The organism is Apilactobacillus intestinapis (genome assembly GCF_049166695.1).
Lineage (GTDB): Bacteria > Bacillota > Bacilli > Lactobacillales > Lactobacillaceae > Apilactobacillus > Apilactobacillus kunkeei_C.
Window position 1 is genome coordinate 25,062 of record NZ_JBMHFD010000010.1, and the last position, 23,082, is coordinate 48,143.

Here is a 23,082-nt window from a genome sequence, read left to right on the forward strand (position 1 = left end):
TTGAATTAACTTCTATTTAGTGTTACTATAATCAAGTCGACTAAACGATAATCTCTGAATCAACATATGATACAGGGCAAAGGAGCGATTTATAATGAAACAAGGAATTCATCCAGAATACCACCAAGTGGTATTCCAAGATACAAGTACTGGTTTTAAATTCATGGCTGGTTCAACTATGAACTCAGCTGAAACTATCACTATGGATGATGGTAATGAATACCCATTAGTACGTCTTGAAATTTCTTCAGATTCTCATCCATTCTACACTGGCCGTGAAAAGTTCACTCAAGCCGATGGTGCTGTGGATCGTTTCAACAAGAAATACGGTTTCAAGTAAAGATAAAAAAAAGACATATCCGTTTCGGATATGTCTTTTTTTTACATATTTAACACATAGTCAATCCATTTTGGCATCGCTTCGTTAATTTGATCAAAGGTTAAATTAAAGTTACCGGTATACCAAGGATCTGCGATTTCTTTACCTTGCATTCCATCGATAACATCTAAGCAAAGATGAATCTTGTGGGCTTGGTCCTTAGGTGCCCAGTGAAGCAGGTTGTTCATGTTTTCGTAATCCATTCCAATGATTAAATCATATTTTTGGAAATCAGATGATTCGATTTGTCTTGAATGTTGACCCGCATAGCTAATTTTTTTTCGGTCCAACAATTTACGAACTTCTGGGTGCGGTGGATTACCGATTTCCTCGGTACTTGTCGCAGCTGAATCAACTGCGATTTCATTTTCCAATCCACGCTCTTTTACGATCTTGCTAAAAATGGCCTGAGCCATTGCAGAACGACAAACGTTTCCATGGCACACAAATAAGACTTTTTTCAAAGTAGTCACGTCCCCATTAATTATTATCTATTAAACATATTAACAGTGTTTTGACAATTAGTTAATAGTTTTTATAAGACCTCATTAAAAACAAAGGATTGTCTCATAATGGATTGACAAAACGGGTTTAAAATAATTTCTCGTTTCATGTTATAATATGTGTAACACTTATCGAACTGATGAAATGGAGATTTATTAGATATGAAAATGTCACTTACAGAAGTTGCTCGTGCAGTTTCTGCGCAAAACGATATTAGCGAATATGAAGATATTGATATTACTAGTGTTGCTTTTGATAGCAGGGAACTAACAGACGGGGCACTATTTGTGCCACTTGTTAGTCAAAACGATGGTCACGACTACATTCAAAGTGCAATTGATAATGGTGCCGTAGCAACTTTCTGGCAAAAAGACCACGAAAATGCTCCAACAGATTTTCCAATTATCGTTGTAGATAATACATTAGAAGCACTACAAAGATTGAGCCAATACTACTTGGCAAAGATTAATCCTAAGGTTGTCGCAATCACTGGAAGTAATGGAAAGACTACTACCAAGGATATGGTGGCTTCAGTATTATCCACTCAATTCAATGTTACTAAGACTCATGCCAACTTCAATAACGAAATTGGTGTGCCAATGACCATTTTGGATATGGAACCAAACACAGAAGTATTGGTTGTTGAAATGGGAATGGATCGTCCAGGTCAACTAGACTTCTTGAGTCACTTAGTTGAACCAGATGTTGCTGCAATTACAATGATTGGTGAAGCCCACATTGAATTCTTTGGTACTCGCGACAAGATTGCCGATGCCAAGATGGAAATCGTCAACGGACTAAAAGAAGATGGTATTTTTGTTTATAACGGTGACGAACCACTATTAGCAAGTCGCAGTGAATCATTACCATTCAAACGTACTTTTGGGTTGTCTGAAGATAATGACTTTTATGCTTATGACATTGCTGGAACAGAAGTGCAAACCACATTTAAGGTTAATAAGTACTCAGATGTTGAATTCAAGATTCCAATGATTGGTGAATACAACGTTAACAATGCATTGGTAGCCATCACCATCGGTGACTTATACAGGATCAGAGAAGAAAACATCCAAAAGGCATTATTGAATGTTAATTTGACTAATAACCGTACTGAATGGATTGAAGGAAGTAAACACGAAATGATCCTTTCAGACGTTTATAATTCAAATCCTACTGCTGTTAAAGAAGTAGTGAACGCATTTACTCAAGAAAAGATTGATGGCCGTAAAATTGCCGTTTTAGGTGATATGTTGGAATTAGGTGATCAATCAATTAAATTGCACGAATCACTAGCCGAAGTATTAGATCCAAAAGAAGTCCAAAGCGTGTACTTAATTGGTCCTGATATGAAGTACTTGTACGACAAGCTAAGCTCAGTTTATCCATCAGAAAATCTTTTCTACTTTAAGGCAGACCAATTGGATGATTTATACGACCAATTAAATGCAGAAATTTATGAAGGTGACCAAGTACTATTAAAAGCTAGTCACGGAATTCATTTAGAAAAACTATTAGATAAACTAACAAATTAATATAGGTAATTCATTTGCTAATTTGACCCAAAAGGGTTATATTAGTCTAGTTACATTTTTTAGAACACGGAATTTTTATAATCAAGTGATTAGCGCATTAACGGGAACGGACTCTTCCTTAGCTAATGACGGTATTATATTGAATGTTTCGTTTAGGAGGAAACATATTTGAAGTTTAGAGAATTAGGTCTTTCAGAAGATCTATTAAAAGCGATTGAAGACAAGGGTTTTAAGGAAGCCACTCCAATCCAAGCAGAAACAATTCCTTTATCCCTACAAGGTAAGGATGTTTTAGGACAAGCACAAACAGGTACAGGTAAGACAGCTGCTTTTGCTCTTCCTATTATTGAACACGTTGATTTAGACAATCCAAACGTGCAAGCATTAGTTATTTCACCAACTCGTGAATTAGCTATTCAAACTCAAGGCGAAATTAGTCGTTTTGGAAAAGAAAAGGGCGTTAAGGCTGTATCAGTTTTTGGTGGTTCTGACATCAGAAGACAAATCCAAAGCTTAAAGCGTAAACCACAAGTTGTTGTGGGTACTCCTGGACGTTTATTGGATCATATCAACAGACGTACATTAAAATTAGACCATGTTAAGACATTGGTTCTAGATGAAGCCGATGACATGTTGGACATGGGATTCCTAGATGATATTGAAAGTATCGTAAAACAAGTTCCAGAAGAAAGACAAACATTGTTATTCTCTGCAACTATGCCACCACAAATCAAACGTGTTGGTGTTCAATTCATGAAGGACCCTCAACAAGTTACTATCAAGGCTAAAGAATTAACTACTGATTTAGTTGATCAATACTACATCAGAGTAAAACAATTTGAAAAGTTTGATATCATGACTAGATTCTTTGATATCCAAGCACCTAAGGTAACTATCGTATTCTGTCGTACTAAGCGTCGTGTTGACGAAGTTTCTAAGGGACTTCTACTACGCGGATACCGTGCAGCAGGAATTCATGGTGACTTAACTCAAAACCGTCGTTCACAAATCATGAAGGACTTTAAGCATGACAAGGTTGACGTTTTAGTTGCAACCGACGTTGCTGCTAGAGGTATTGATATCTCAAGTGTTACTCACGTATACAACTACGATATCCCTCAAGATTCAGAAAGTTACGTTCACAGAATTGGTCGTACCGGTCGTGCCGGACGTCATGGTGTTTCAATGACTTTTGTTGAACCAAACGAAACTAGTTACTTAAGAGACATTGAAAAGCTAACTAAGGTTAGAATGTTACCTCTTAAGCCACCTTCAGCTGATGAAGCATTGAAGGGTCAACTAGAAGTAGCCACTAAGGAAATTGGTTCATTAATTGAAAAGACTAAGATGGAACCATTCTCAGAAGCTTCTGATGAATTGTTAGAAAAATACGATGCTAAGGAATTAGTATCAGTGCTATTAAGCAAGATGACTAGAAACCAAGTTAAGGTTCACATCACTGCTGAAAAGCCACTTCCTAACAAGAACAAGCGCGGTCATGGTGGTGGATATCACCGTGGCGGTGGTAACCGTCGTGGCGGCTTCAAACGTGGTGGTAACCGTCGTCGTTACAATGGTAATGGCTGTGGCAACCACCGTGATGATCACAAGAAGGGTAACCGTTCATCAAACCACAAACGCCCAAACAAGTCATTTACAATTAAAAACAAAGATTAATAAAAAAAGCTGTTGATATGAAAATTTGTCAATAGCTTTTTTTTACATAAAGAACTACAATAAAAGGAAATGCCCATTATTAATTGGAGGAAAGATTAATATGGTAGTAGGAACTCATAGAAATGCACAAATACTAATTAGTAAGAGTGCTTTATATCATAATATTAGTAACGAAAAGAAACGTTTGACAAATAACGAATACTTATTCATGGTGGTAAAGGCCAATGGATATGGCCACGGGGCGGTCGCAGTAGCACACGAAGCGAAGAAGGCTGGCGCCGATGGCTTTTGTGTGGCCATTTTAGATGAAGCATTACAACTAAGGGATGCTGGTTTTGACGAACCAATCCTAGTGTTAGGAATCACTGATGTAGAACATGCATCATTAATGGCAGAAAGAAACATTTCAGCCACTGTCTCATCCATTGATTGGTTAAGAGCAGCCGATGAACAATTAGCTCAAAAAGATCTACCAAAACTAAATGTTCATATCGGTTTGGATACTGGAATGGGTAGAATTGGTTTCCAAGACAAAGATTCACTTAAAGAAGCGGTGGATTTCTTGAATCAATCCGATAAATTGAACTTTGAGGGGATTTTTACACACTTCTCAACCGCTGACACACATAACGTAAAGTATTTTGATTTGCAAGTTGAACGATTTAATGATTTAATTTCAGTTATAGATACATTGCCTAAATATGTACATGTGTCTAATTCAGCTACTAGCTTGTGGCATAGTGAATTTAATTGCAACATGATCAGATTTGGTGTTGCTGGTTATGGTTTGAATCCATCCGGTGGGGAACTAGACTTACCATATGAATTAAAACCAGCACTTAGTTTAACAACAGAAGTTGTCTACTGTAAGAAAATTGATACAGGTCGTTCAGTTGGATATGGCGCGACATACACATCAAAGCAACCTGAATGGATTGCCACAGTTCCAGTTGGTTATGCAGATGGAATTGTGCGAGCATTACAAGGCTTCTCACTATTGGTGAACGGCAAGTTCTGCCCAATTGTTGGTCGTGTTTGCATGGATCAATTAATGATTAAACTAGACGAACCAGTGAAGCCAGGCACAAAAGTTACAATTGTGGGTCAAGACGGTAAAGAAAAGATTACTTTACAAGACATTGCGTCATATTGTGATACAATTCATTATGAAGTGGCTTGCTTATTCACTGATAGACTACCACGCATTGTGGTAGAATAACCCGTTTTAAGAGGATTAATAAATGCAATCTAAGAATCGATATGTTTATTCACTTCTAAGCACAGCTACATCAAGTAACGAAGCAAAAATATCACATCCTAGAATGAACGTTACCATTGATACACATACTAGGATTGTGGTTAATCCATGTTTTAACGATTATTTGATAGTCAAAAATTTAATTGCGGGGTACACTGAGATGACCGATATCAATTGTGCTATTTCAAAGGAATTCACTTTTTGTGAACCCTCAAGTGTGCATCACATTACGTTTTCAGAATTCAGATGAATTCATTATAGATAGGGGATGTTAGAATGGCTAACGTTGAAATTAAACGTGGCGACGTTTTTTATGCTGACCTATCACCAGTTGTTGGTTCCGAACAGGGGGGAATGAGACCGGTATTAATCATCCAAAACAATATCGGGAATCACTACAGTCCTACCGTGATTGTTGCCGCAATTACTGCTAGAATTTCAAAGCCAAAGATGCCTACTCACGTAGCTATTAGTGCTGATAAGACCCGAATCGAAAAAGATTCAGTTATCCTATTAGAACAAATTAGAACTATTGATAAACAACGATTACATGATCGAGTAGATCACTTAAGTGATAAGTTTATGAAACGAGTGGACGAGTCATTGAAATTAAGTATTGGTGTACAGTAAAACATACATAAAAAAAGGATGCGAATTTAATTCGCATCCTTTTTTGTTTCGATAATGTTATTTCTCGTCCGCTAAATCTTCAATCTCTGCAATCTTAAAACCTTTACGTTCTAATGCAGCAGTGATTCGTTTTAACAATTTCTTATCTACCTCTTCGGGAAGGGTGAACATAACTCTATGTACCAATTCACCTTCTTGACCGTCTAAACTGATAACACTGGCAATTGCAGTGTATTTGGTAATGATTCTAGACATTGATTCTAGATCACCACGGTTACCAGGAGCTAGAACTGTAAGAACATAGCTGCCAACGTTTACGTTCCATGATTGTGAAAGCATGTCCAATAAACGGGTGTGGGTCAAGATACCGTAGAAACGATTATTATCATCCAATACAGCGATATAAGGTAAATCCTTAATCGAAAAGAAAATGTGGAAGAAGGCTGAATTAACATTGATGAACTTAGTGGCATTCTTTAATAATGTGGTAACAGGTTGAGACATATCACCACCGTTAGCTTTATGACGGTAGATATGCATCTTATAGATGTTACCTCTAAAGATTGTTCCAGTTTCGTCTAAGATAGGAATACATCTGTAACCAGATTCTTCCAACGTTTCAAGAGCTTGTTCTAATGAAACGTTTTCTGAAACGGTAACTAAACTGCCTTTAGGTTTAACCAATGACTTCAATAGCATAACATAACCTCCTTTTTAATTATTAGAATTTTTCTCATAATCTAATTTTAACATAAATTGATGACTTTGTGGCGATAAATCAATAATTGCCCAAAATAAAAAGCCGGGGAGCAAAGTGCGCCTCGACTTAATATCTAATCAAGTTGATCGATTATTTTAAAGCTTCCATACCTTTTTCGGCAGTTTCCTTTAAGGTCTTACCTGAAGCTTCCATCTTAGCCTTTTCTTCATCACTTAGAGGAACTTCGATAACTTGATTAATACCTGATGCGTTAACAACAGCTGGAGTACCGATGTAGATATCGCTTAAACCATATTCACCGTTAACTGGAGCACCAACAGGTAGTACTGAGTTTTCGTCACGTAAAATAGCACGTGAAATTCTCATTAGGGCAGTAGCAACACCGTAGAAAGTAGCGCCTTTCTTGTTGATGATTGTGTATGCCTTGTTTCTAGTTTCATCTTCTAATTGTAGTAAGTCATCTTTGCTTACGCCAGCATCTTTAGCTACGTCTAATAGAGGACGTGAACCAACAGTTGCTTCGTCAATAGCAGCAAATTCTGAGTCACCATGTTCACCCATGATGTAGGCGTTAATGTCAGCAGGGTTAACACCTAACTTCTTAGCAACAGCAACTTGGAAACGTGTAGTGTCCAATGAAGTACCTGAACCTACAACCTTTTCCTTTGGCCAACCTGAAAGTTTTTGAACACCGTAAGTTAAGATGTCAACTGGGTTAGCAGCAACTAAGAAAATACCCTTAAATCCTGACTTAACAACTTCAGGAACGATTGATGAAAGAATCTTTAGGTTCTTTCCAACTAGATCTAGTCTAGTTTCACCTGGTTTTTGAGGTGCACCGGCAGTGATAACAACTAAGTCAGCATCTGCACAGTCACTGTAGTCACCAGCGTAAATGTTCTTAGGAGCAGTAAATACTTGAGCATCTTCTAAGTCAAGTGCGTCTCCTTCGATACGATCTCTAATAATATCAACGATGACGAATTCTTCGCCTAGTCCTTGTTGCATCATAGCAAATGCGTATGAAGAACCAACGGCACCGTCACCAACTAAAACAACTTTTTGATGTTTTAAAGCCACAATAATCATCCCTTCAAAAACATATTTAAATCTACAACTGAATTATATCATTAATTTGGAAATTAGTAATTACAAAGCGCTAAAAAAACGAATAGTTTTCTATATTTCTATAAGCGACGGGATAAATATCGGATTGCATACTATGATATAATTTACATATTAATTGAGCGAAAAAAGGAGCGGATTTTTTATGAAGATGATTGTGGGATTAGGAAACGTGGGACCACAATATAAGGAAACCAGACACAACACTGGTTTTATGGTAGTAGACGATTTTGCAGATAAGCATGGAGTGGAGCTATCAACACAAAAGATGGAAGCAAAGATTGGATCAACTAACATTAATGGTGAAAAGGTTATGTTAGTCGAACCACTAACATTTATGAACGAATCAGGTCGTTCAGTTGGACCTTTAATGAAGTTCTTTAAGTTAGATTTAAGCGATTTAATAGTAATATATGATGATATGGATTTACCAATCGGCAAAATCAGATTGAGAAACCACGGATCAGCCGGTGGTCACAATGGAATTAAGAGTTTAATTGCTCATTTAGGCACCGACAAGTTTAACCGTATCAAGGTGGGAACAGACCACCCAACTAAGGAAAGCGTCGTTAACTATGTATTAGGTCACTTTACAGACGACCAAAAACCAGGATTAAACCAAGCAATTGACAACAGTGTTTCAGCGCTAGAAGAATTTATCAATGGGGAAGAATTCAACAAGCTAGAAAACAAGTACAACTAATATTTAGAGGGGATAACTATTTTGGAATTAAGTCAATTTTTCACACAACTGCCACAATACGATGAGATTGTTAATGATTTAGCACCCAAACATCGTCAGTTAGTGACTGGTTTATCAGGTTCTGCGAAGACAATGATGATTGCTGCTTTGTTTAAGTCAACAAATAAAAACTTCTTGATTGTGACTGATACTTTATCCAGATGTGATGATATTGTTGAAGATTTACAAAATGTTGTCTCCGAAGATGATGTATTAGAATTTCCAGTCGAAGAAGTTTTAGCCGCAGAAGTTGCCACCAGTTCACCTGAATACAAGGCCACTCGTGTACAGGCTTTATCAAATCTATTAAGCGATGAACCTAAGATTATCGTAACGTCTGTTTCCGGTACTAAACGTATTTTGCCGGAACCAGGCGATTTTTCTGATGCTAATCTAACCATCTCAATCGATGATGAGGTTAATCTAGATGAATTAAGAAACAAACTATTTCAAATGGGCTACACACCTGAAAAGATGGTGGCAGCACCAGGGGAGTTCTCACTTCGTGGATCAATTATTGATATCTATCCATTGAATTCAGAATATCCAGTTCGAATCGATTTATTCGATACCGACGTCGATTCATTGAGATATTTTGATGTATCAAATCAAAGAAGTTTGGAAAATATTGAAACCATCTCAGTACTACCAGCGACTGATATGGTATTAAACGAAGCACAAAGACAACAAGCGGTTGCTAATTTAACGAAACTACGTGATAAACGTTTAGCCAAGCTAGATAACGATGAATTAAAGCAACGTCTAAGTGATGCCGTTCAAACTATGATTGATGATGCCAACGAAGGTGTCATTGATCCGGATTGGATAATGTATGCTAAGGCGATGTATGAAAACGAAACGACCATCTTTGACTACTTAGATGATGATGGTGTCGTCTTATTCGATGACTACAGCCGTATCTTAGAAAACAGTCAACAACTAGTCGAAGAAGAACAATCATGGGCTAATGATAAGTTTGACCATGGTGAAATTGCATCAACTGATTTGTTTAGCGTGGACTTTAGAGAACACTTCCACAAAATTAATCAGGCAGAAATTTTAATGTCATTGTTCCAAAAGGGGATTGGGAACCTTAAGCTAACCAAATTAAATGACATTAAGGTTCGTCCAATGCAAAAGTTCTTTGGTCAAATGCCACTATTGAAGACTGAAATTGATAGATGGCACAAACAAGATGACACCGTTGTGATTTTGGTGAAGGATAAGTCCAGAATGCAAAAGGTATCGCAAACATTGACTGACTTTGAAATTGAATCGGTTCAAACCACCAGTGATAACATCTTGGAACACCAAGTCCAAGTCGTCAGTGAACGTTTAAAGAATGGGTTCGAACTACCAATTAAACAATTGGCGGTAATTACCGAATCAGAAATGTTTACGACCGTTCACAAGAAGAGACCACGTCGTCAAACCTTCTCCAATGCGGAACGAATCAAGAGTTATGCTGATTTGAAACCGGGCGACTATGTTGTTCATGCTAACCACGGGATTGGTAAGTATGAAGGGATGAAGACCATGGAAGTCGACGGTAAGCACCAAGACTACATGACCATCGCTTACCAAAAGAACGCGAAGTTGTTCATTCCGGTGACGCAATTAAACTTAATTCAAAAGTACGTTTCATCCGAAGACAAACACCCACGTGTTAACAAATTGGGTGGCAGTGAATGGCAAAAGACGAAGTCAAAGGTCCAAGGAAAGATTGAAGATATCGCCGATGACCTAATTGACTTATACGCTAAGCGTTCCAACCAGGTTGGATATGCCTTCCCAGAAGATGACGAATACCAAGAAGAGTTTGAAGGAGCATTCCCATACCAACCAACCCCTGATCAGGTGAAGAGTTCCGAAGAAATTAAAAAGGATATGGAACAACCACATCCAATGGACCGTTTGTTGGTTGGGGATGTTGGTTACGGTAAGACCGAAGTAGCATTACACGCAGCCTTTAAGGCGGTCGAAGCAGGTAAACAGGTTGCTTTTTTGGTACCAACTACCGTATTGGCACAACAACACTACGAAACAATGGTGAACCGTTTTGAAGGCTTCCCAGTATCAGTAGCAGTGCTATCTCGTTTCAGAACCAAGAAGCAGGTCGAAGAGACCAAAAAAGGTTTACTAGATGGGTCAATCGATATCGTTGTCGGAACCCATCGTTTGCTATCTGATGACATCAAGTTCGCCGACTTAGGATTATTGATGGTCGATGAGGAACAACGATTTGGTGTTAAGCACAAGGAAAAGATTAAGCAACTAAAATCTAATGTTGATGTTTTGACACTAACTGCAACCCCAATTCCTCGAACTTTGAACATGTCGATGATGGGAGTTCGTGACCTATCAGTTATCGAAACTCCACCAGCAAACCGTTACCCAATTCAAACATACGTAATGGAAGAAAATGCCGGCGCAATCCGTGAGGGGATTACCCGTGAAATGCATCGGGGAGGCCAAGTCTTCTTCATGCACAACCGTGTTTCAGACATTGAAGACACCGTCATGAAGTTACAAACATTGGTACCGGATGCTAGAATTGCTTATATTCACGGTCAAATGACCGAAAATCAATTGGAAACCATCCTATATGATTTCGTTAACGGTGAATACGATGTGTTAGTAACCACAACAATCATCGAAACCGGGGTCGACATTCCAAACGCCAATACGTTATTTGTCGAAGATGCCGATCACATGGGACTATCCCAGTTGTACCAAATTCGTGGAAGAATTGGTCGTTCCAACCGTGTCGCTTATGCGTACTTTATGTATAAACCAAACAAGGTGTTGACCGAAGTATCCGAAAACCGTTTGGAAGCCATTAGGGACTTTACCGAACTAGGTTCTGGTTTCAAGATTGCCATGCGTGACTTATCACTTCGTGGTGCCGGGAACCTATTAGGTAAGCAACAATCTGGATTTGTCGATTCTGTTGGTTATGATATGTATACTCAAATGTTGGCGGATGCGGTGGCAACTAAACGTGGTCGTCGTGCTGAACAAAGAGTTGACACAACCGTCGAAATGGACGTGGAAGCATACTTGCCTAGCGAATATATTCAAGATGAAAAGCAAAAGATTGAATTGTATAAACGAATTAGACAAATGCAAAACGATGATCAATATCGTGAACTACAGTCTGATTTAATTGACCGTTTCGGTGATTATCCAACCGCGGTTGAAAACCTTTTAACAATCAGTCGCATTAAGATGTACGCCGACTCATCGTTAATTGAAAAGATTAGACAAACACCAAAACAAATCACAGTCACTCTATCAACGATTGGAACTCAATTCTATGACAGCAAGCAAGTGCTAAAGGCAATTGCACAAACTGAATTCAGATCAATGGTTGGTACTGCGAACGACAAGATGCAAATTACCTTAATCATTCAGCCTAATATGGATGAACAAAAGTGGTTAGGTGAATTAAGTAAGTTTGTCGAAGCATTAGATAAAGAACACACAGGAAACTTAACAAATGAAAAATGACAATAAACTATCAGTGATAATGAAGGGTGCGATGATTCTATCAATCGCCTCTTTAATTAGTAAGGTATTAAGTGCCGTTTACCGTGTGCCATTTCAAAACTTGGTCGGAAACATTGGATTCTACGTTTTCCAACAGGTTTATCCTATCTATGGAATTGGGATGGTATTAGCTCTAAGTGGGATGCCAATTATTATTTCACGTGTTATCGCTGAGCAGGAAACAACATTGCAAAAAAAAGCCCTTTTAAGACAGCTATTTATCATGCTTTCAATCTTTGGTGGTTTGATATTTATCATCTGCCAGATTAAGGCAACATCGATTGCTGCTTTAATGGGTGATATCAGATTAGACAGTTTGATTCGCGCAGTTAGCTGGATGTTTTTAATGATGCCAATACTGGCCTGCTTAAGAGGTTACTTCCAGGCAACTTTGATTATGAAACCAACCGCTTATTCACAAGTCGTTGAACAGGTGATTCGAGTGGGGTTAATCATTGCAGCTGCATACGTTGGCGTTAGACACCATGTGGATCCATATACAATTGGGACCTATGCGATGGTGGCAACGCCAGTAGCTGAGATTTTCTCGGTGGCCATTCTAATTCGCTACTATGCGGTTGATATTAAACGACTACCGAGTCAAAAGGTAATGTCGTATCAATCATTATTCAAGCGATTATTGTTTGAAGGTGGCACAATCTGCATGCTTTCATCTTTAATGGTGCTAATGCAATTAGTCGATTCGTTTACAGTCAGAAAGGGATTACTATTAAACGGATTGAACTTGATTGATTCGCAGGCGGTCAAGGGAATCTACGATCGTGGCCAGCCGCTGGTTCAATTAGGTTTGGTAATTGCGACATCGTTTGCTTCAGCAATCTTGCCATCATTGAGTTTGGCCTATTCTAAGAAGCAAATGAAGTCGTTTCATAACTTAGCATCCGAAATGCTTAGGGTCAGCATGTTTATGACAGTTGGTGTGGCAGTAGGGATGATAAGTTTGATGCCACTAATTAACCGTTTACTATTTAACAGTGGTCAACAAAACACCACAATTAGTATCTTTATGATTAGTGTCGTTCTAACGACGATGATTACGATTTATAGTAGTATTTTGCAAAGTGCAAATCACTTTAAAATTACCATTATCGCGATTATATTAGGGTTAGCAGCTAAGATATTGATTACTAAAGAAATGGTTGCTCATATGGGAATCGCTGGTGCAAGTATCTCCACCGTGATTAGTTTGCTATTAATGCTAATCGTGGAAGTGAAATTCGCACCAACTGACATCGTTAAAATTGAAAACAAGTGGATCTTCTTATGGAAGTTAACTGCGATTGCTTTTGTGATGTTGGTCATCGAAATGATTTTGATGAACCTATTTGGATCGATTCACTTGGTTCACAGTCAAAGATTAAGTGCCATCATCTCACTATGTTTCTTAGTTCCGATTGGTGCAGCCGTCTTCGGTGTCTTAGCAATTAAATGGAAACTATTAACATATCAAGAATGGCAATCAGTTCCAGTAGTAAATAAGTTTATAGATAGGTGGATGTCAAAATGAGATTAGACAAGTTTTTAAAGATTTCAAGAATTATCAAAAGAAGAACAGTAGCAAAGGATATTGCTGATCAAGGTCGTATTACCATTAATGACCGTGTGGCAAAATCCTCATCAGACGTTAAGTCAAACGATAAGTTAGTGATTAAGTTTGGTAACAAGACACTAACTGTTCAAGTTAACCAATTGTTCGAAACAACTAAAAAGGCTGATGCAGATAGAATGTACACCGTTTTGGATGAACAATACGAAAGAGATTTCAACGCCGAATAATTAAAATTTAGTTACAAAATTAATTATCTATTTATTTTTTTTAAGAATCATCTATACTATTAAGTAGCAAATTGAGGAGGGAATACCATGGATGTTGATAAGGTTCATCAATTGAATAATCAATACACGAAGATCAAGCGTTCTCGACATCAAGAAATTTTACGCAGTCGAAAAAAACGTGGAATTATCCTGGTAAGCTTTTTCCTCGTCGTTATCTTAATGTTGGTTGCACAAATCTTTATAACTAAATCTAAGATTAGCAACGTTTCTGAACAACAAGTTCAAACCAAGAAGGAACTTAAGAGAAGTAAAATTGATAATCAAAAGCTAAAACAAAATATTAAGCAGTTACATGATAAGGACTACATCCAAAAAGTAATTCGTGAAAAATATTATTACACCAAGCCAGGAGAGACTGTTTACAGTCTTCCAGGGGATGTTTCAAAGGATGTAACTCAAAATTAAAATGGTATGAAAAAATACCATTTTTTTTATACAATTATCATTTAAATGGTGCTATACTAAAGTTACTAATCATTATTAGGAGGACAAATTTTTTTATGGCAATTGAAGTTGGAGCAAAAGTTTCCGGCAAAGTATCAGGAATCACTAATTTTGGTGCTTTTGTTGATCTAGGCGAACACAAAACAGGATTGGTTCACATTAGTGAAATTTCTGATGGCTATATCAAAGATATCAAAGATGTATTAAAAGTTGGCGATGACGTTAAAGTTAAGGTTCTAAGTGTTGGTGACGATGGTAAGATTGCTTTATCAATCAGAAAAGCAGTTGATAAGCCTGCCGAACCACAAAGAAGAGAACAACCAAAGATGGCCCATGGACATTCAAATCATGGTAAGTTTGGTGATAACCGTCATCACAATGATAACCATAAAAATAACAAGGCTAGTTTCGATGACTTAATGGACAGTTTCCTAAAGGAAAGTGAAAGCAGACTAGCTACAATCAAGAAAAATACTGAAGGTAAGCGTGGAGGCCGTGGCGGTCGCCGTAGTTAACCAAATAAAAAATGATTGGGGTAGATTACCTTAATCATTTTATTTTTACCAAAAATGTGACTAAAAGGGGACGGTATTAATGCCGGAACAAAATATTACCCAGCAAAAATTTAATCGATTGATTGAGAGTAGAGATTGGTTTAACCAGTCAGATTCTGTAGTTGTCGCAGTTTCTGCAGGTGTCGATTCGATGGCGTTGCTTAACCTAATGATGAACTTGCCAAAGAAGATTCGACCTGAAATAATCGTTGCTCACGTTAACCACCACCTAAGAGCACAAAGTGCTGAGGAAGAACAATATGTCAGAGACTTCTGTCAAAGTCATAACGTTAAAATTGAAGTTGGTAACTGGGAAGAACAGTTACATCCAATTAATGGAATTGAGATGGCGGCTAGAAAATATAGGTATGACTTCTTTTCAAAGGTCGTTAAGAACAATAATTCACGTATATTATTAACAGCACATCATGCCAATGACCAAGCTGAGACAGTCTTGATGAGACTAATTCGTGGATCTTTTGTAAAGGATCTAATTGGGATTAAGGAAAGTCGTAAGTTTAATGATGGTCGTCTGATTCGCCCACTACTGAGTTTTAGCAAACAAGAACTAACGCAATACATGCAAACCTTATCAATCAAATGGTATGAAGATGACACTAATCAAAAACTAGATGTCACTAGAAACCGAATTAGACATCGTTTGATTCCATTTATCGAAGAAGAAAATAGTCGTGGAGTTGAACACGTTAATGACTTTTCACACCACCTGAATTCAATGAAGAAACAAAATGATTTCTTCTTTGATAAGTTAGCAAAAGATATCAGTGTTGATACCAACATTTTTGAGTTAGGTTCATTCTTGAAGCTGCCCAAATACGTTCAGACCGGATTAATCGATTATCTAATTGATCAAGAAGTTGTTGATGGTTTAAACGTCAACATTGTTAATCAGGTGACCTCACTACTTAATAATGATGAAAAACCACAGGGTGTTGTTGAGTTATCAAACAATTTAAGCATAAAAAAAGAATATGACGAATTTTTAATTGAAAATATCAATCAAAACCAAATAACTGGATTTAAAAACGATTATTTTGTGGTAACATTGAATAAATGGTATTTCGAAGATAATATCCAGTGGATGATTACGGATAATTCCGATGTTTCAGATGATGAAGCAAGAAGGGTTTCTCGTTTTAACCTATTGGATTCAGAATTCCCATTGATTGTACAAAAGACGCAAAATCGTGATAGAATAACGCTTAAAAATGGTGGCCATCAAACGGCTAAGCGACTGTTTATTAACAAGAAGATACCTGTTGATAAGAGGCAATCTGCCAAGAGCTTGATGACTGATCAGGGAAGGCTATTAGCCGTTTTAGGCTACAGTGAATCTGTATCTATCGATAACTCTAAAGCTAGAGTTTATACATTAATCATTAAATAAAGTATGTGGAAGGAGAAACTAATGAACAACGACATTCTAAAAACCTTATACAGTAAGGAAGACATCACAGACGCTTGTCGCAGATTAGGTCAACAAATTACAACTGATTACAAAGACAGAAAACCAGTGGTAGTTGGTGTATTGAAAGGTGCTATTTTCTTCATGACAGATATTGTCAGAGAAATGGACCTATACATGGACATCGATTTTATTGACGTTTCAAGTTACCATGGAGGTACTGCATCAAGCGGAACCATTGAATTAATGAAAGATATTGATGTGGATGTTAACGGTAGGGATGTTATTTTCATTGAAGATATTATCGATACTGGTAGAACATTGAAATATTTAGAAGACCTATTAGCTGAACGCGGTGCTAGATCAATTAAGGTATGTACTTTAATGGACAAGCCTGAAGGAAGAGTAGTCGAAGCCAAAGCCGATTACGTTGGTTTAGAAGTACCAAACGAATTCGTAGTTGGATATGGTTTAGATTACCAAGGCAAGTATCGTAACCTTCCATATGTTGGAGTATTAAAACCAGAGGTTTATTCAGACAAATAAATGGTTAATTCTTCTGAAAAATGATAATATATGCTTCGTGTTATGTATTGAAAAAATGGCGGGTCTCACCATGTTATTTTTAATACATAAACAAGCATTGAACACAGGAGGCAATTGATGCGTAATAACAATAATAAAGGATTATTCAAGAACAGCCTGTTCTACATAGTGTGCTTCTTGATTGTCTTGGGAGTTACTTTCTTTGTCACATCAAAGAACGGTCAACCTCAAAACAAGGAATTGCAATCTAGTCAGTTTGTTCAAGAACTAAAAGATAACAAAATTAAGAGCTTTTCAATTCAACCAGAAAATGGTGTTTACACTGTTTCTGGTGAATACAGAAAAGCCCAAAGCGTTAAATCAAACAATTCTGGTAGCATTTTATTCAGTAATACCAAGAGTGAAACTAAGGTTTCATCATTCAAGACTAAGGTTTTGAAGAACAACGGTACTATTAATGAAATTACAAACTACGCTAAGAAGAATAACGTTAAGATGGGTGCCAAGGCTGCCGACACAGACGGTGGCTTCTGGTCAAACCTAATCTTCTCATTACTACCAATGCTAATTATCATTATTTTCTTCTTCGTTATGATGAACCAAATGGGTGGTAAGAATGGTAGCAAAGGCGGCATCATGGGTGTTGGCAAGTCAAAGGCTAAACCAACCAAGAGTGATGTTCGTTTTACAGATGTTGCTGGTGAAGAAGAAGAAAAGCAAGAACTTGTTGAAATCGTTGAATTCTTAAAGGATCCAAAGAAGTTCACCAAGTTAGGTGCTAAGATTCCTCATGGTGTCCTATTAGAAGGACCTCCAGGAACTGGTAAAACTTTACTAGCTAAAGCCGTATCAGGTGAAGCTGGTGTTCCATTCTACTCAATTTCAGGTTCTGATTTCGTTGAAATGTTTGTTGGGGTTGGAGCTAGTCGTGTTCGTGACTTATTCACACAGGCTAAAAAAGAAGCTCCAGCAATCATTTTCATTGATGAAATTGATGCTGTTGGTAGAAAACGTGGTAACGGCATGGGCGGTGGCCATGATGAAAGAGAACAAACCTTGAACCAACTATTGGTTGAAATGGATGGTTTCTCAGGTAATGATGGTGTTATCGTTATTGCTGCAACTAACCGTGCTGACGTATTGGATCCTGCCTTGACTCGTCCAGGTCGTTTTGACCGTAAGGTACTAGTTGGTAGACCAGACGTTAAGGGTAGAGAAGCAATCTTAAAGGTACATGCTAAGAACAAGCCAATCGCTGATAACGTTGACTTGCATGAAATTGCTAAACAAACTCCTGGTTTTGTTGGTGCCGATTTAGCTAACTTGTTAAACGAAGCTGCTTTATTAGCTGCTAGAAGAAACAAGTCAGAAATTGGTCCATCAGAATTGGATGAAGCTGAAGACCGTGTAATTGCTGGTCCAGCTAAGAAAGATAAAGTTATTAGTCAAAAAGAACAAAACATTGTTGCCAACCACGAAGCTGGTCACACAATTGTTGGTTTAGTTCTAAACGATGCTCGTGTCGTTCACAAGGTAACTATCGTTCCTCGTGGACGTGCTGGGGGATACGCAATTATGCTTCCAAGAGAAGATCAACAATTGCTATCTAAGAAGAACGCAATGGAACAACTTGCTGGTCTAATGGGTGGTAGAACTGCCGAAGAAATTATCTTCGACTCATTGTCTTCAGGTGCTTCTAATGATTTCGAACAAGCTACTAACTTAGCTCGTGCTATGGTTACTCAATATGGTATGAGTGAAAAGCTAGGAACTGTTCAATTGGAAAGTCCAAACGATGACCCATACGCAAGAAGATATTCTGAAAAGACTGCTTCAGTTATTGATGAAGAAGTAAGAAGATTAATTGATGAAGCTCATGGTCAAGCTCATGATATTATTGAGCAACACCGTGAACAACATAAGGTAATCGCTGACGCATTGCTTAAGTACGAAACATTAGACGAAAAGGAAATCTTGAGTCTATACCGTACTGGTAAGATGCCAGAAGAAAACACTTCAAGTGATAACGAAGATGCTTCTTTTGAAGAAAGCAAAGAACAACTAGAACAAAAAGAAAATCAACATCAAGATAATGATGAAGACTAACTAATAGAGCGTGGGTTGAATTTATTTGACTCACGCTTTTTTAGGTGATTATGGAGGAATAAAAAATGGCAGACTATTTAACAAAGAGTGTCACTAAAGACGGTATGTTTAGAGCATACGCAATGGAAGCTACTGGCGTAGTTGACGAAGCACAAAAAGATCATAAAACATGGCCTGTATCTTCAGCGGTATTAGGTCGTTCATTGGTAGCTAGTTTATTATTAGCTACATCAGTATTAAAGGGTAAGGAAACAATGACTGTAAAGGTATTGGGTGATGGCCCTGCCGGCCCAGTATTGGTTGACGTCGACGCAAATGGTCACGTTAAGGGATACATTCACAATCCACACGTTGATTTACCATTAAACAAGCACCACAAGCTAGATGTTGGTGGCGCCGTTGGGCAAGGTAGCCTAGAAGTAATGAAAAATCTAGGTGGCGATGAACCATACGTAAGTAACGTTCAACTAGTTTCAGGTGAAATTGGTGATGACTTTACTTTCTACCTAGCTCAATCAGAACAAATTCCATCAGCTGTTGGTGTATCTGTATACGTAAATGAAGATGGAACCATTGGTGCTGCCGGTGGATACTTAATTCAAGTACTACCTGGCGCATCAGATGATGCAATCAGCAAACTAGAAGAACGTTTGAAGTCAATTCCAATGATTTCAGAACTATTCCTATCAAAACAAAAGCCAGAAGACATCTTGAAACTGATTTTTGGTGAAGACAACATCGATATCCTACAAAACATGCCTGTAGAATTTAAGTGTGATTGTTCAAAAGAAAAGTTCGGTGAAAAGATTGCCGGTTTAAACGATAAGGAAATCCAAGCCATGATTGATGAAGACCATGGAGCAAAGGTTATCTGTAACTTCTGTGAAACCGAATATAACTACAGTGAAGACGACTTGAGAGCATTGTTGTCCGATAATTCAGATTCAAAAGAATAGTAAGTATGCAGTTTTAATTTTAGTGTGATATTATATTTATCATGCTAAACGTGTTTAATATTGAGGTGAATATAAATGGAATGGAAAATCGGAGATGTTACAATCCCCAATCAAGTAGTTGTTGCTCCAATGGCTGGGGTTACTAACACTGCTTTTAGAATGATTTGTAAAGAATCAGGAGCCGGACTTGTTGTCTGTGAAATGATTTCTGATCGTGGTTTAATGTACAAGAACAAGAAGACGCTAAGTATGTTGGATATCGATCCAAAGGAACATCCAATGAGTATTCAAATTTTTGGTGGAACTAAGGAAACCCTTGTTGAAGGGGCTAAGTTTATCGACCAAGAAACTGATGCCGATATCATTGATATCAACATGGGCTGCCCTGTAAATAAGGTTATTAAGACTGACGCCGGTTCAAAATGGCTATTGGATCCTAACAAGGTATATGAAATGGTTTCATACGTTACTGACGCTGTTAAGAAACCTGTTACTGTTAAGATGAGAACTGGATGGGATGAAGACCACGTATACGCAGTTCAAAATGCATTAATGGCTGAAAAGGCCGGTGCTTCAGCGATTGCAATGCACGGTAGAACTAGAAAACAAATGTACACTGGTAGCGCCGACTGGGATGTTTTAAAACAAGTTGCAGATGCTTTAACAATTCCATTTATGGGTAATGGGGATGTTAGAACTCCTCAAGAAGCTAAGAAGATGTTAGACGAAGTTGGAGCAGACGCCGTAATGATTGGTCGTGCCGCTGAAGGTAACCCATGGATGCTACAACAAACCAAACACTACCTAGAAACTGGCGAACTATTGAAAGAACCTACAGTTGATGAAAAGATTGCAACTGCTAAGGAACATCTACACCGTTTAGTTGGTGTGAAGGGTGAATTTACTGGTCCTCGTGAATTTAGAGGCCAAGCTGCATACTACCTAAAGGGTATCTCTCACTCAGCTAGAGCTAAGGTAGCTTTAAACAATGCAGAGACTGAAGAAGAAATGGACGATATTTTCGACAATTTCCTTGAAAAGACTCATAAAAGAGCAGCAAAAAATGCGGATTTAAGTGAAATGTAATTTTTTAAATTATTTTATGGTATTATGTTAATATAAAATAATTTATTCTGATGGAGGTTTTACTGTGGCACAAGAAAAGCAAATGAATGACCAATTGCGAGTTCGTCGCCAAAAGATGAATGAATTACGAGAAGAAGGGGTCGACCCATTCGGTAGCCGTTTTGAACGTACTCATTTAGCTAAACAATTACACGATAAGTACAACGATAGTACTAAAGAAGAACTAGAGGAAGAAAATCTAAAAGTTGTTATCGCTGGACGTATGGTTGCAAAACGTGGAAAAGGTAAGGTAGGTTTTGGTGATTTACAAGATCGTACCGGTAGAATTCAACTATACGTAAGAAAAGATGAAGTAGGTGAAGACAACTACCATTTCTTCAAGCGTGCCGACTTAGGTGACCATTTAGGTATCGAAGGTGAACTAATTAAGACAGACATGGGTGAATTAACTGTTAAGGCTACTCATGTAACTTTCTTATCAAAGGCTTTGCGTCCATTGCCAGACAAGTACCATGGTCTACAAAACAAGGAACAAAAATACCGTCAAAGATATCTTGATTTGATTTCAAACCGTGATAGTTTTGACCGTTTCCAAAAACGTAGCAAGATTATTTCTGCAATCAGAAACTACCTTGACAATGAAATGGATTGTACTGAAGTAGAAACACCTGTACTACACAACCAAGCTGGTGGTGCTAGTGCACGTCCATTTATTACTCACCACAATGCATTAGACATCGACTTATACCTACGTATCGCACTAGAACTACACTTAAAACGTCTAATCGTTGGTGGTATGGAACGTGTATACGAAATCGGTCGTGTATTCAGAAATGAAGGTATGGATCAAAACCATAATCCAGAATTTACTGAATTAGAATCATACATTGCATACTTCGACTTCCATGATGTTATGGATGAAACTGAAGGTATTTTCAAGGCAGCTGCTAAGGTTGTTACTGACAACGGTATTATTAACTACCGTGGTGAAGAAGTAGACTTTAACAAGCCATTTGAACGTTTGCACATGGTAGACGCAATCAAAGAATTTACTGGAATTGATTTCTGGAAAGAAATGAGTCTAGAAGAAGCTAGAAAACTTGCTGACAAGAACAACATTGAATACCAAGATTTCTGGACTGTTGGCCACATTATCAACGAATTCTTCGAAGAAAAGGTTCAACCAGAAATTAAGAACCCAACATTCATCTACGGTCACCCAGTAGAAATCTCACCATTAGCTAAGAAGAACGCTGATGATCCAAGATTTACTGACCGTTTTGAACTATATGTTGAAGGTATGGAATACGCTAACGCATTCTCTGAATTAAATGATCCAATCGATCAAAAGGAAAGATTCCAAGCTCAAGCTGCTGAAAAGGCTAACGGTAACGATGAAGCGCAACCGGTCGACTTAGACTACGTTGAAGCTCTAGAATACGGTATGCCACCAACAGGGGGACTAGGTATCGGTATTGACCGTCTAGTTATGTTATTAACTGACGCTGAATCAATCAGAGATGTTCTACTATTCCCAACAATGAGACCAGAAGATAACTCAGAACAAGACTAAGATCTACAACTAAGCGTAGAGAATTGATTAATTTCAATTCTTTACGCTTTTTTTGTTGAAAGTGGTTGACGATGTTCCACAAACTTGATAATATATTAAATGTTGTTTGAAAGACGAACAGCTAGAAAAAATAAATATAAAAAGTTGTTGACATAACAACGATTGCATGGCACAATATTTATTGTTGTCGTTAAGGGATAACGTTAATAAATTTGATTGCTTGAAAAAAGTTGTTGACATTGTTTCACAACTTTGATATAATTAAGAAGTCGTAATTTAGACATATAAATGGTAGATCTTTGAAAACTGAACAAGATTGATAATCGATGATGTGTAAGGAACTTACAACTTGGTTGTAAGAATTAAACATTGCGAAGTCAATTCGCTTATAAAATAACAATTTATTCAGAAGAGCTA

General features: G+C 37.7%; 20 protein-coding genes. 17 read left to right on the plus strand and 3 right to left on the minus strand.

The annotated features are described in order from the left end of the window. Nucleotides 1-94 precede the first annotated feature (94 nt). Nucleotides 95-340 carry a type B 50S ribosomal protein L31 gene (locus ACOMA7_RS06285; RefSeq protein WP_034534394.1) on the plus strand — a complete coding sequence of 82 codons (246 nt, stop codon included), beginning with the start codon at nt 95-97 and terminating at the stop codon, nt 338-340. A gap of 41 nt (nt 341-381) precedes the next feature. Here ACOMA7_RS06285 and ACOMA7_RS06290 read toward each other — a convergent pair whose 3' ends face one another. Continuing rightward, nucleotides 382-843 (minus strand): low molecular weight protein-tyrosine-phosphatase, encoded by a 462-nt coding sequence (locus ACOMA7_RS06290; protein WP_041152432.1) that lies wholly within the window; start codon nt 841-843, stop codon nt 382-384. A 201-nt stretch (nt 844-1,044) separates the two neighbouring features. Here ACOMA7_RS06290 and ACOMA7_RS06295 point away from each other — a divergent pair, with 201 nt between their 5' ends. The 4 genes from ACOMA7_RS06295 to ACOMA7_RS06310 all read left to right on the plus strand — a co-directional run bounded on the left by ACOMA7_RS06295 (nt 1,045) and on the right by ACOMA7_RS06310 (nt 5,980). Further along, the gene (locus tag ACOMA7_RS06295) at nt 1,045-2,415 is read left to right on the plus strand and encodes a UDP-N-acetylmuramoyl-tripeptide--D-alanyl-D-alanine ligase (protein WP_041152431.1); all 1,371 of its coding nucleotides are present in this window, start codon (nt 1,045-1,047) and stop codon (nt 2,413-2,415) included. A gap of 168 nt (nt 2,416-2,583) precedes the next feature. Further along, the gene (gene cshA / locus ACOMA7_RS06300) at nt 2,584-4,092 is read left to right on the plus strand and encodes a degradosome RNA helicase CshA (RefSeq protein WP_421392712.1); all 1,509 of its coding nucleotides are present in this window, start codon (nt 2,584-2,586) and stop codon (nt 4,090-4,092) included. A 100-nt stretch (nt 4,093-4,192) separates the two neighbouring features. Next, nucleotides 4,193-5,311 (plus strand): alanine racemase, encoded by a 1,119-nt coding sequence (gene alr, locus ACOMA7_RS06305; protein WP_421392715.1) that lies wholly within the window; start codon nt 4,193-4,195, stop codon nt 5,309-5,311. Nucleotides 5,312-5,626: 315 nt separating this feature from the next. Continuing rightward, the gene (locus ACOMA7_RS06310; RefSeq protein ID WP_034532478.1) at nt 5,627-5,980 is read left to right on the plus strand and encodes a type II toxin-antitoxin system PemK/MazF family toxin; all 354 of its coding nucleotides are present in this window, start codon (nt 5,627-5,629) and stop codon (nt 5,978-5,980) included. A gap of 57 nt (nt 5,981-6,037) precedes the next feature. Here the strand turns inward: ACOMA7_RS06310 and cbpA are convergent, their stop codons facing one another. Further along, a complete protein-coding gene (gene cbpA, locus ACOMA7_RS06315; protein WP_053792474.1) occupies nt 6,038-6,679 on the minus strand; it encodes a cyclic di-AMP binding protein CbpA in 642 nt (213 codons plus the stop codon). A gap of 151 nt (nt 6,680-6,830) precedes the next feature. Then, nucleotides 6,831-7,781, minus strand: coding sequence for an L-lactate dehydrogenase (locus ACOMA7_RS06320; RefSeq protein ID WP_421392719.1), 951 nt, complete (start codon nt 7,779-7,781; stop codon nt 6,831-6,833). A 190-nt stretch (nt 7,782-7,971) separates the two neighbouring features. Here ACOMA7_RS06320 and pth point away from each other — a divergent pair, with 190 nt between their 5' ends. The 12 genes from pth (at nt 7,972) to lysS (ending at nt 22,665) form a co-directional block, all read left to right on the plus strand. Next, entirely contained in the window at nt 7,972-8,529 is a 558-nt protein-coding gene (gene pth / locus ACOMA7_RS06325) for an aminoacyl-tRNA hydrolase (RefSeq protein WP_041152427.1), read from the plus strand. A 21-nt stretch (nt 8,530-8,550) separates the two neighbouring features. Then, on the plus strand, nt 8,551-12,078 hold the full coding sequence (gene mfd, locus ACOMA7_RS06330; protein ID WP_476855496.1) for a transcription-repair coupling factor: 3,528 nt from the start codon (nt 8,551-8,553) through the stop codon (nt 12,076-12,078). Continuing rightward, nucleotides 12,068-13,645, plus strand: coding sequence for a putative polysaccharide biosynthesis protein (locus tag ACOMA7_RS06335; protein ID WP_421392724.1), 1,578 nt, complete (start codon nt 12,068-12,070; stop codon nt 13,643-13,645). The genes mfd and ACOMA7_RS06335 overlap by 11 nt, the downstream gene beginning before the upstream one ends. Next, nucleotides 13,642-13,914: an RNA-binding S4 domain-containing protein gene (locus ACOMA7_RS06340; RefSeq protein WP_041152425.1), complete on the plus strand. Its 273-nt coding sequence runs from the start codon at nt 13,642-13,644 to the stop codon at nt 13,912-13,914. Before ACOMA7_RS06335 ends, ACOMA7_RS06340 begins: the two co-directional genes overlap by 4 nt. A gap of 87 nt (nt 13,915-14,001) precedes the next feature. Beyond that, nucleotides 14,002-14,379, plus strand: coding sequence for an FtsB family cell division protein (locus ACOMA7_RS06345; RefSeq protein ID WP_094750943.1), 378 nt, complete (start codon nt 14,002-14,004; stop codon nt 14,377-14,379). A gap of 95 nt (nt 14,380-14,474) precedes the next feature. Next, nucleotides 14,475-14,933: a S1 domain-containing RNA-binding protein gene (locus ACOMA7_RS06350; protein WP_041152424.1), complete on the plus strand. Its 459-nt coding sequence runs from the start codon at nt 14,475-14,477 to the stop codon at nt 14,931-14,933. Nucleotides 14,934-15,012: 79 nt separating this feature from the next. Next, nucleotides 15,013-16,380, plus strand: coding sequence for a tRNA lysidine(34) synthetase TilS (gene tilS, locus ACOMA7_RS06355; protein WP_421392729.1), 1,368 nt, complete (start codon nt 15,013-15,015; stop codon nt 16,378-16,380). Between the two features lie 21 nt (nt 16,381-16,401). Then, nucleotides 16,402-16,944 (plus strand): hypoxanthine phosphoribosyltransferase, encoded by a 543-nt coding sequence (gene hpt, locus ACOMA7_RS06360; RefSeq protein ID WP_041152423.1) that lies wholly within the window; start codon nt 16,402-16,404, stop codon nt 16,942-16,944. 117 nt (nt 16,945-17,061) lie between these two features. Then, complete coding sequence (ftsH, locus tag ACOMA7_RS06365; protein ID WP_421392733.1) at nt 17,062-19,050, plus strand: ATP-dependent zinc metalloprotease FtsH; 1,989 nt, start codon at nt 17,062-17,064, stop codon at nt 19,048-19,050. Between the two features lie 65 nt (nt 19,051-19,115). Continuing rightward, the gene (gene hslO / locus ACOMA7_RS06370) at nt 19,116-20,006 is read left to right on the plus strand and encodes an Hsp33 family molecular chaperone HslO (RefSeq protein ID WP_054607932.1); all 891 of its coding nucleotides are present in this window, start codon (nt 19,116-19,118) and stop codon (nt 20,004-20,006) included. A 75-nt stretch (nt 20,007-20,081) separates the two neighbouring features. Beyond that, nucleotides 20,082-21,092, plus strand: a complete 1,011-nt coding sequence (dusB, locus tag ACOMA7_RS06375) for a tRNA dihydrouridine synthase DusB (protein ID WP_054607933.1) — start codon at nt 20,082-20,084, stop codon at nt 21,090-21,092. A gap of 64 nt (nt 21,093-21,156) precedes the next feature. Beyond that, nucleotides 21,157-22,665, plus strand: coding sequence for a lysine--tRNA ligase (gene lysS, locus ACOMA7_RS06380; RefSeq protein WP_034532490.1), 1,509 nt, complete (start codon nt 21,157-21,159; stop codon nt 22,663-22,665). Nucleotides 22,666-23,082: the final 417 nt, after the last annotated feature.

Bases quoted from the DNA above. Each gene is read 5' to 3' on its own strand.
- hslO (WP_054607932.1), top strand. From the start codon at position 19,116: ATGGCAGACTATTTAACAAAGAGTGTCACTAAAGACGGTATGTTTAGA.
- alr (WP_421392715.1), top strand. From the start codon at position 4,193: ATGGTAGTAGGAACTCATAGAAATGCACAAATACTAATTAGTAAGAGT.
- ftsH (WP_421392733.1), top strand. From the start codon at position 17,062: ATGCGTAATAACAATAATAAAGGATTATTCAAGAACAGCCTGTTCTAC.
- ACOMA7_RS06335 (WP_421392724.1), top strand. From the start codon at position 12,068: ATGAAAAATGACAATAAACTATCAGTGATAATGAAGGGTGCGATGATT.
- ACOMA7_RS06310 (WP_034532478.1), top strand. From the start codon at position 5,627: ATGGCTAACGTTGAAATTAAACGTGGCGACGTTTTTTATGCTGACCTA.
- ACOMA7_RS06295 (WP_041152431.1), top strand. From the start codon at position 1,045: ATGAAAATGTCACTTACAGAAGTTGCTCGTGCAGTTTCTGCGCAAAAC.
- cbpA (WP_053792474.1), bottom strand. From the start codon at position 6,679: ATGCTATTGAAGTCATTGGTTAAACCTAAAGGCAGTTTAGTTACCGTT.
- ACOMA7_RS06345 (WP_094750943.1), top strand. From the start codon at position 14,002: ATGGATGTTGATAAGGTTCATCAATTGAATAATCAATACACGAAGATC.
- ACOMA7_RS06340 (WP_041152425.1), top strand. From the start codon at position 13,642: ATGAGATTAGACAAGTTTTTAAAGATTTCAAGAATTATCAAAAGAAGA.
- pth (WP_041152427.1), top strand. From the start codon at position 7,972: ATGAAGATGATTGTGGGATTAGGAAACGTGGGACCACAATATAAGGAA.
- tilS (WP_421392729.1), top strand. From the start codon at position 15,013: ATGCCGGAACAAAATATTACCCAGCAAAAATTTAATCGATTGATTGAG.
- ACOMA7_RS06350 (WP_041152424.1), top strand. From the start codon at position 14,475: ATGGCAATTGAAGTTGGAGCAAAAGTTTCCGGCAAAGTATCAGGAATC.
- ACOMA7_RS06285 (WP_034534394.1), top strand. From the start codon at position 95: ATGAAACAAGGAATTCATCCAGAATACCACCAAGTGGTATTCCAAGAT.
- hpt (WP_041152423.1), top strand. From the start codon at position 16,402: ATGAACAACGACATTCTAAAAACCTTATACAGTAAGGAAGACATCACA.
- dusB (WP_054607933.1), top strand. From the start codon at position 20,082: ATGGAATGGAAAATCGGAGATGTTACAATCCCCAATCAAGTAGTTGTT.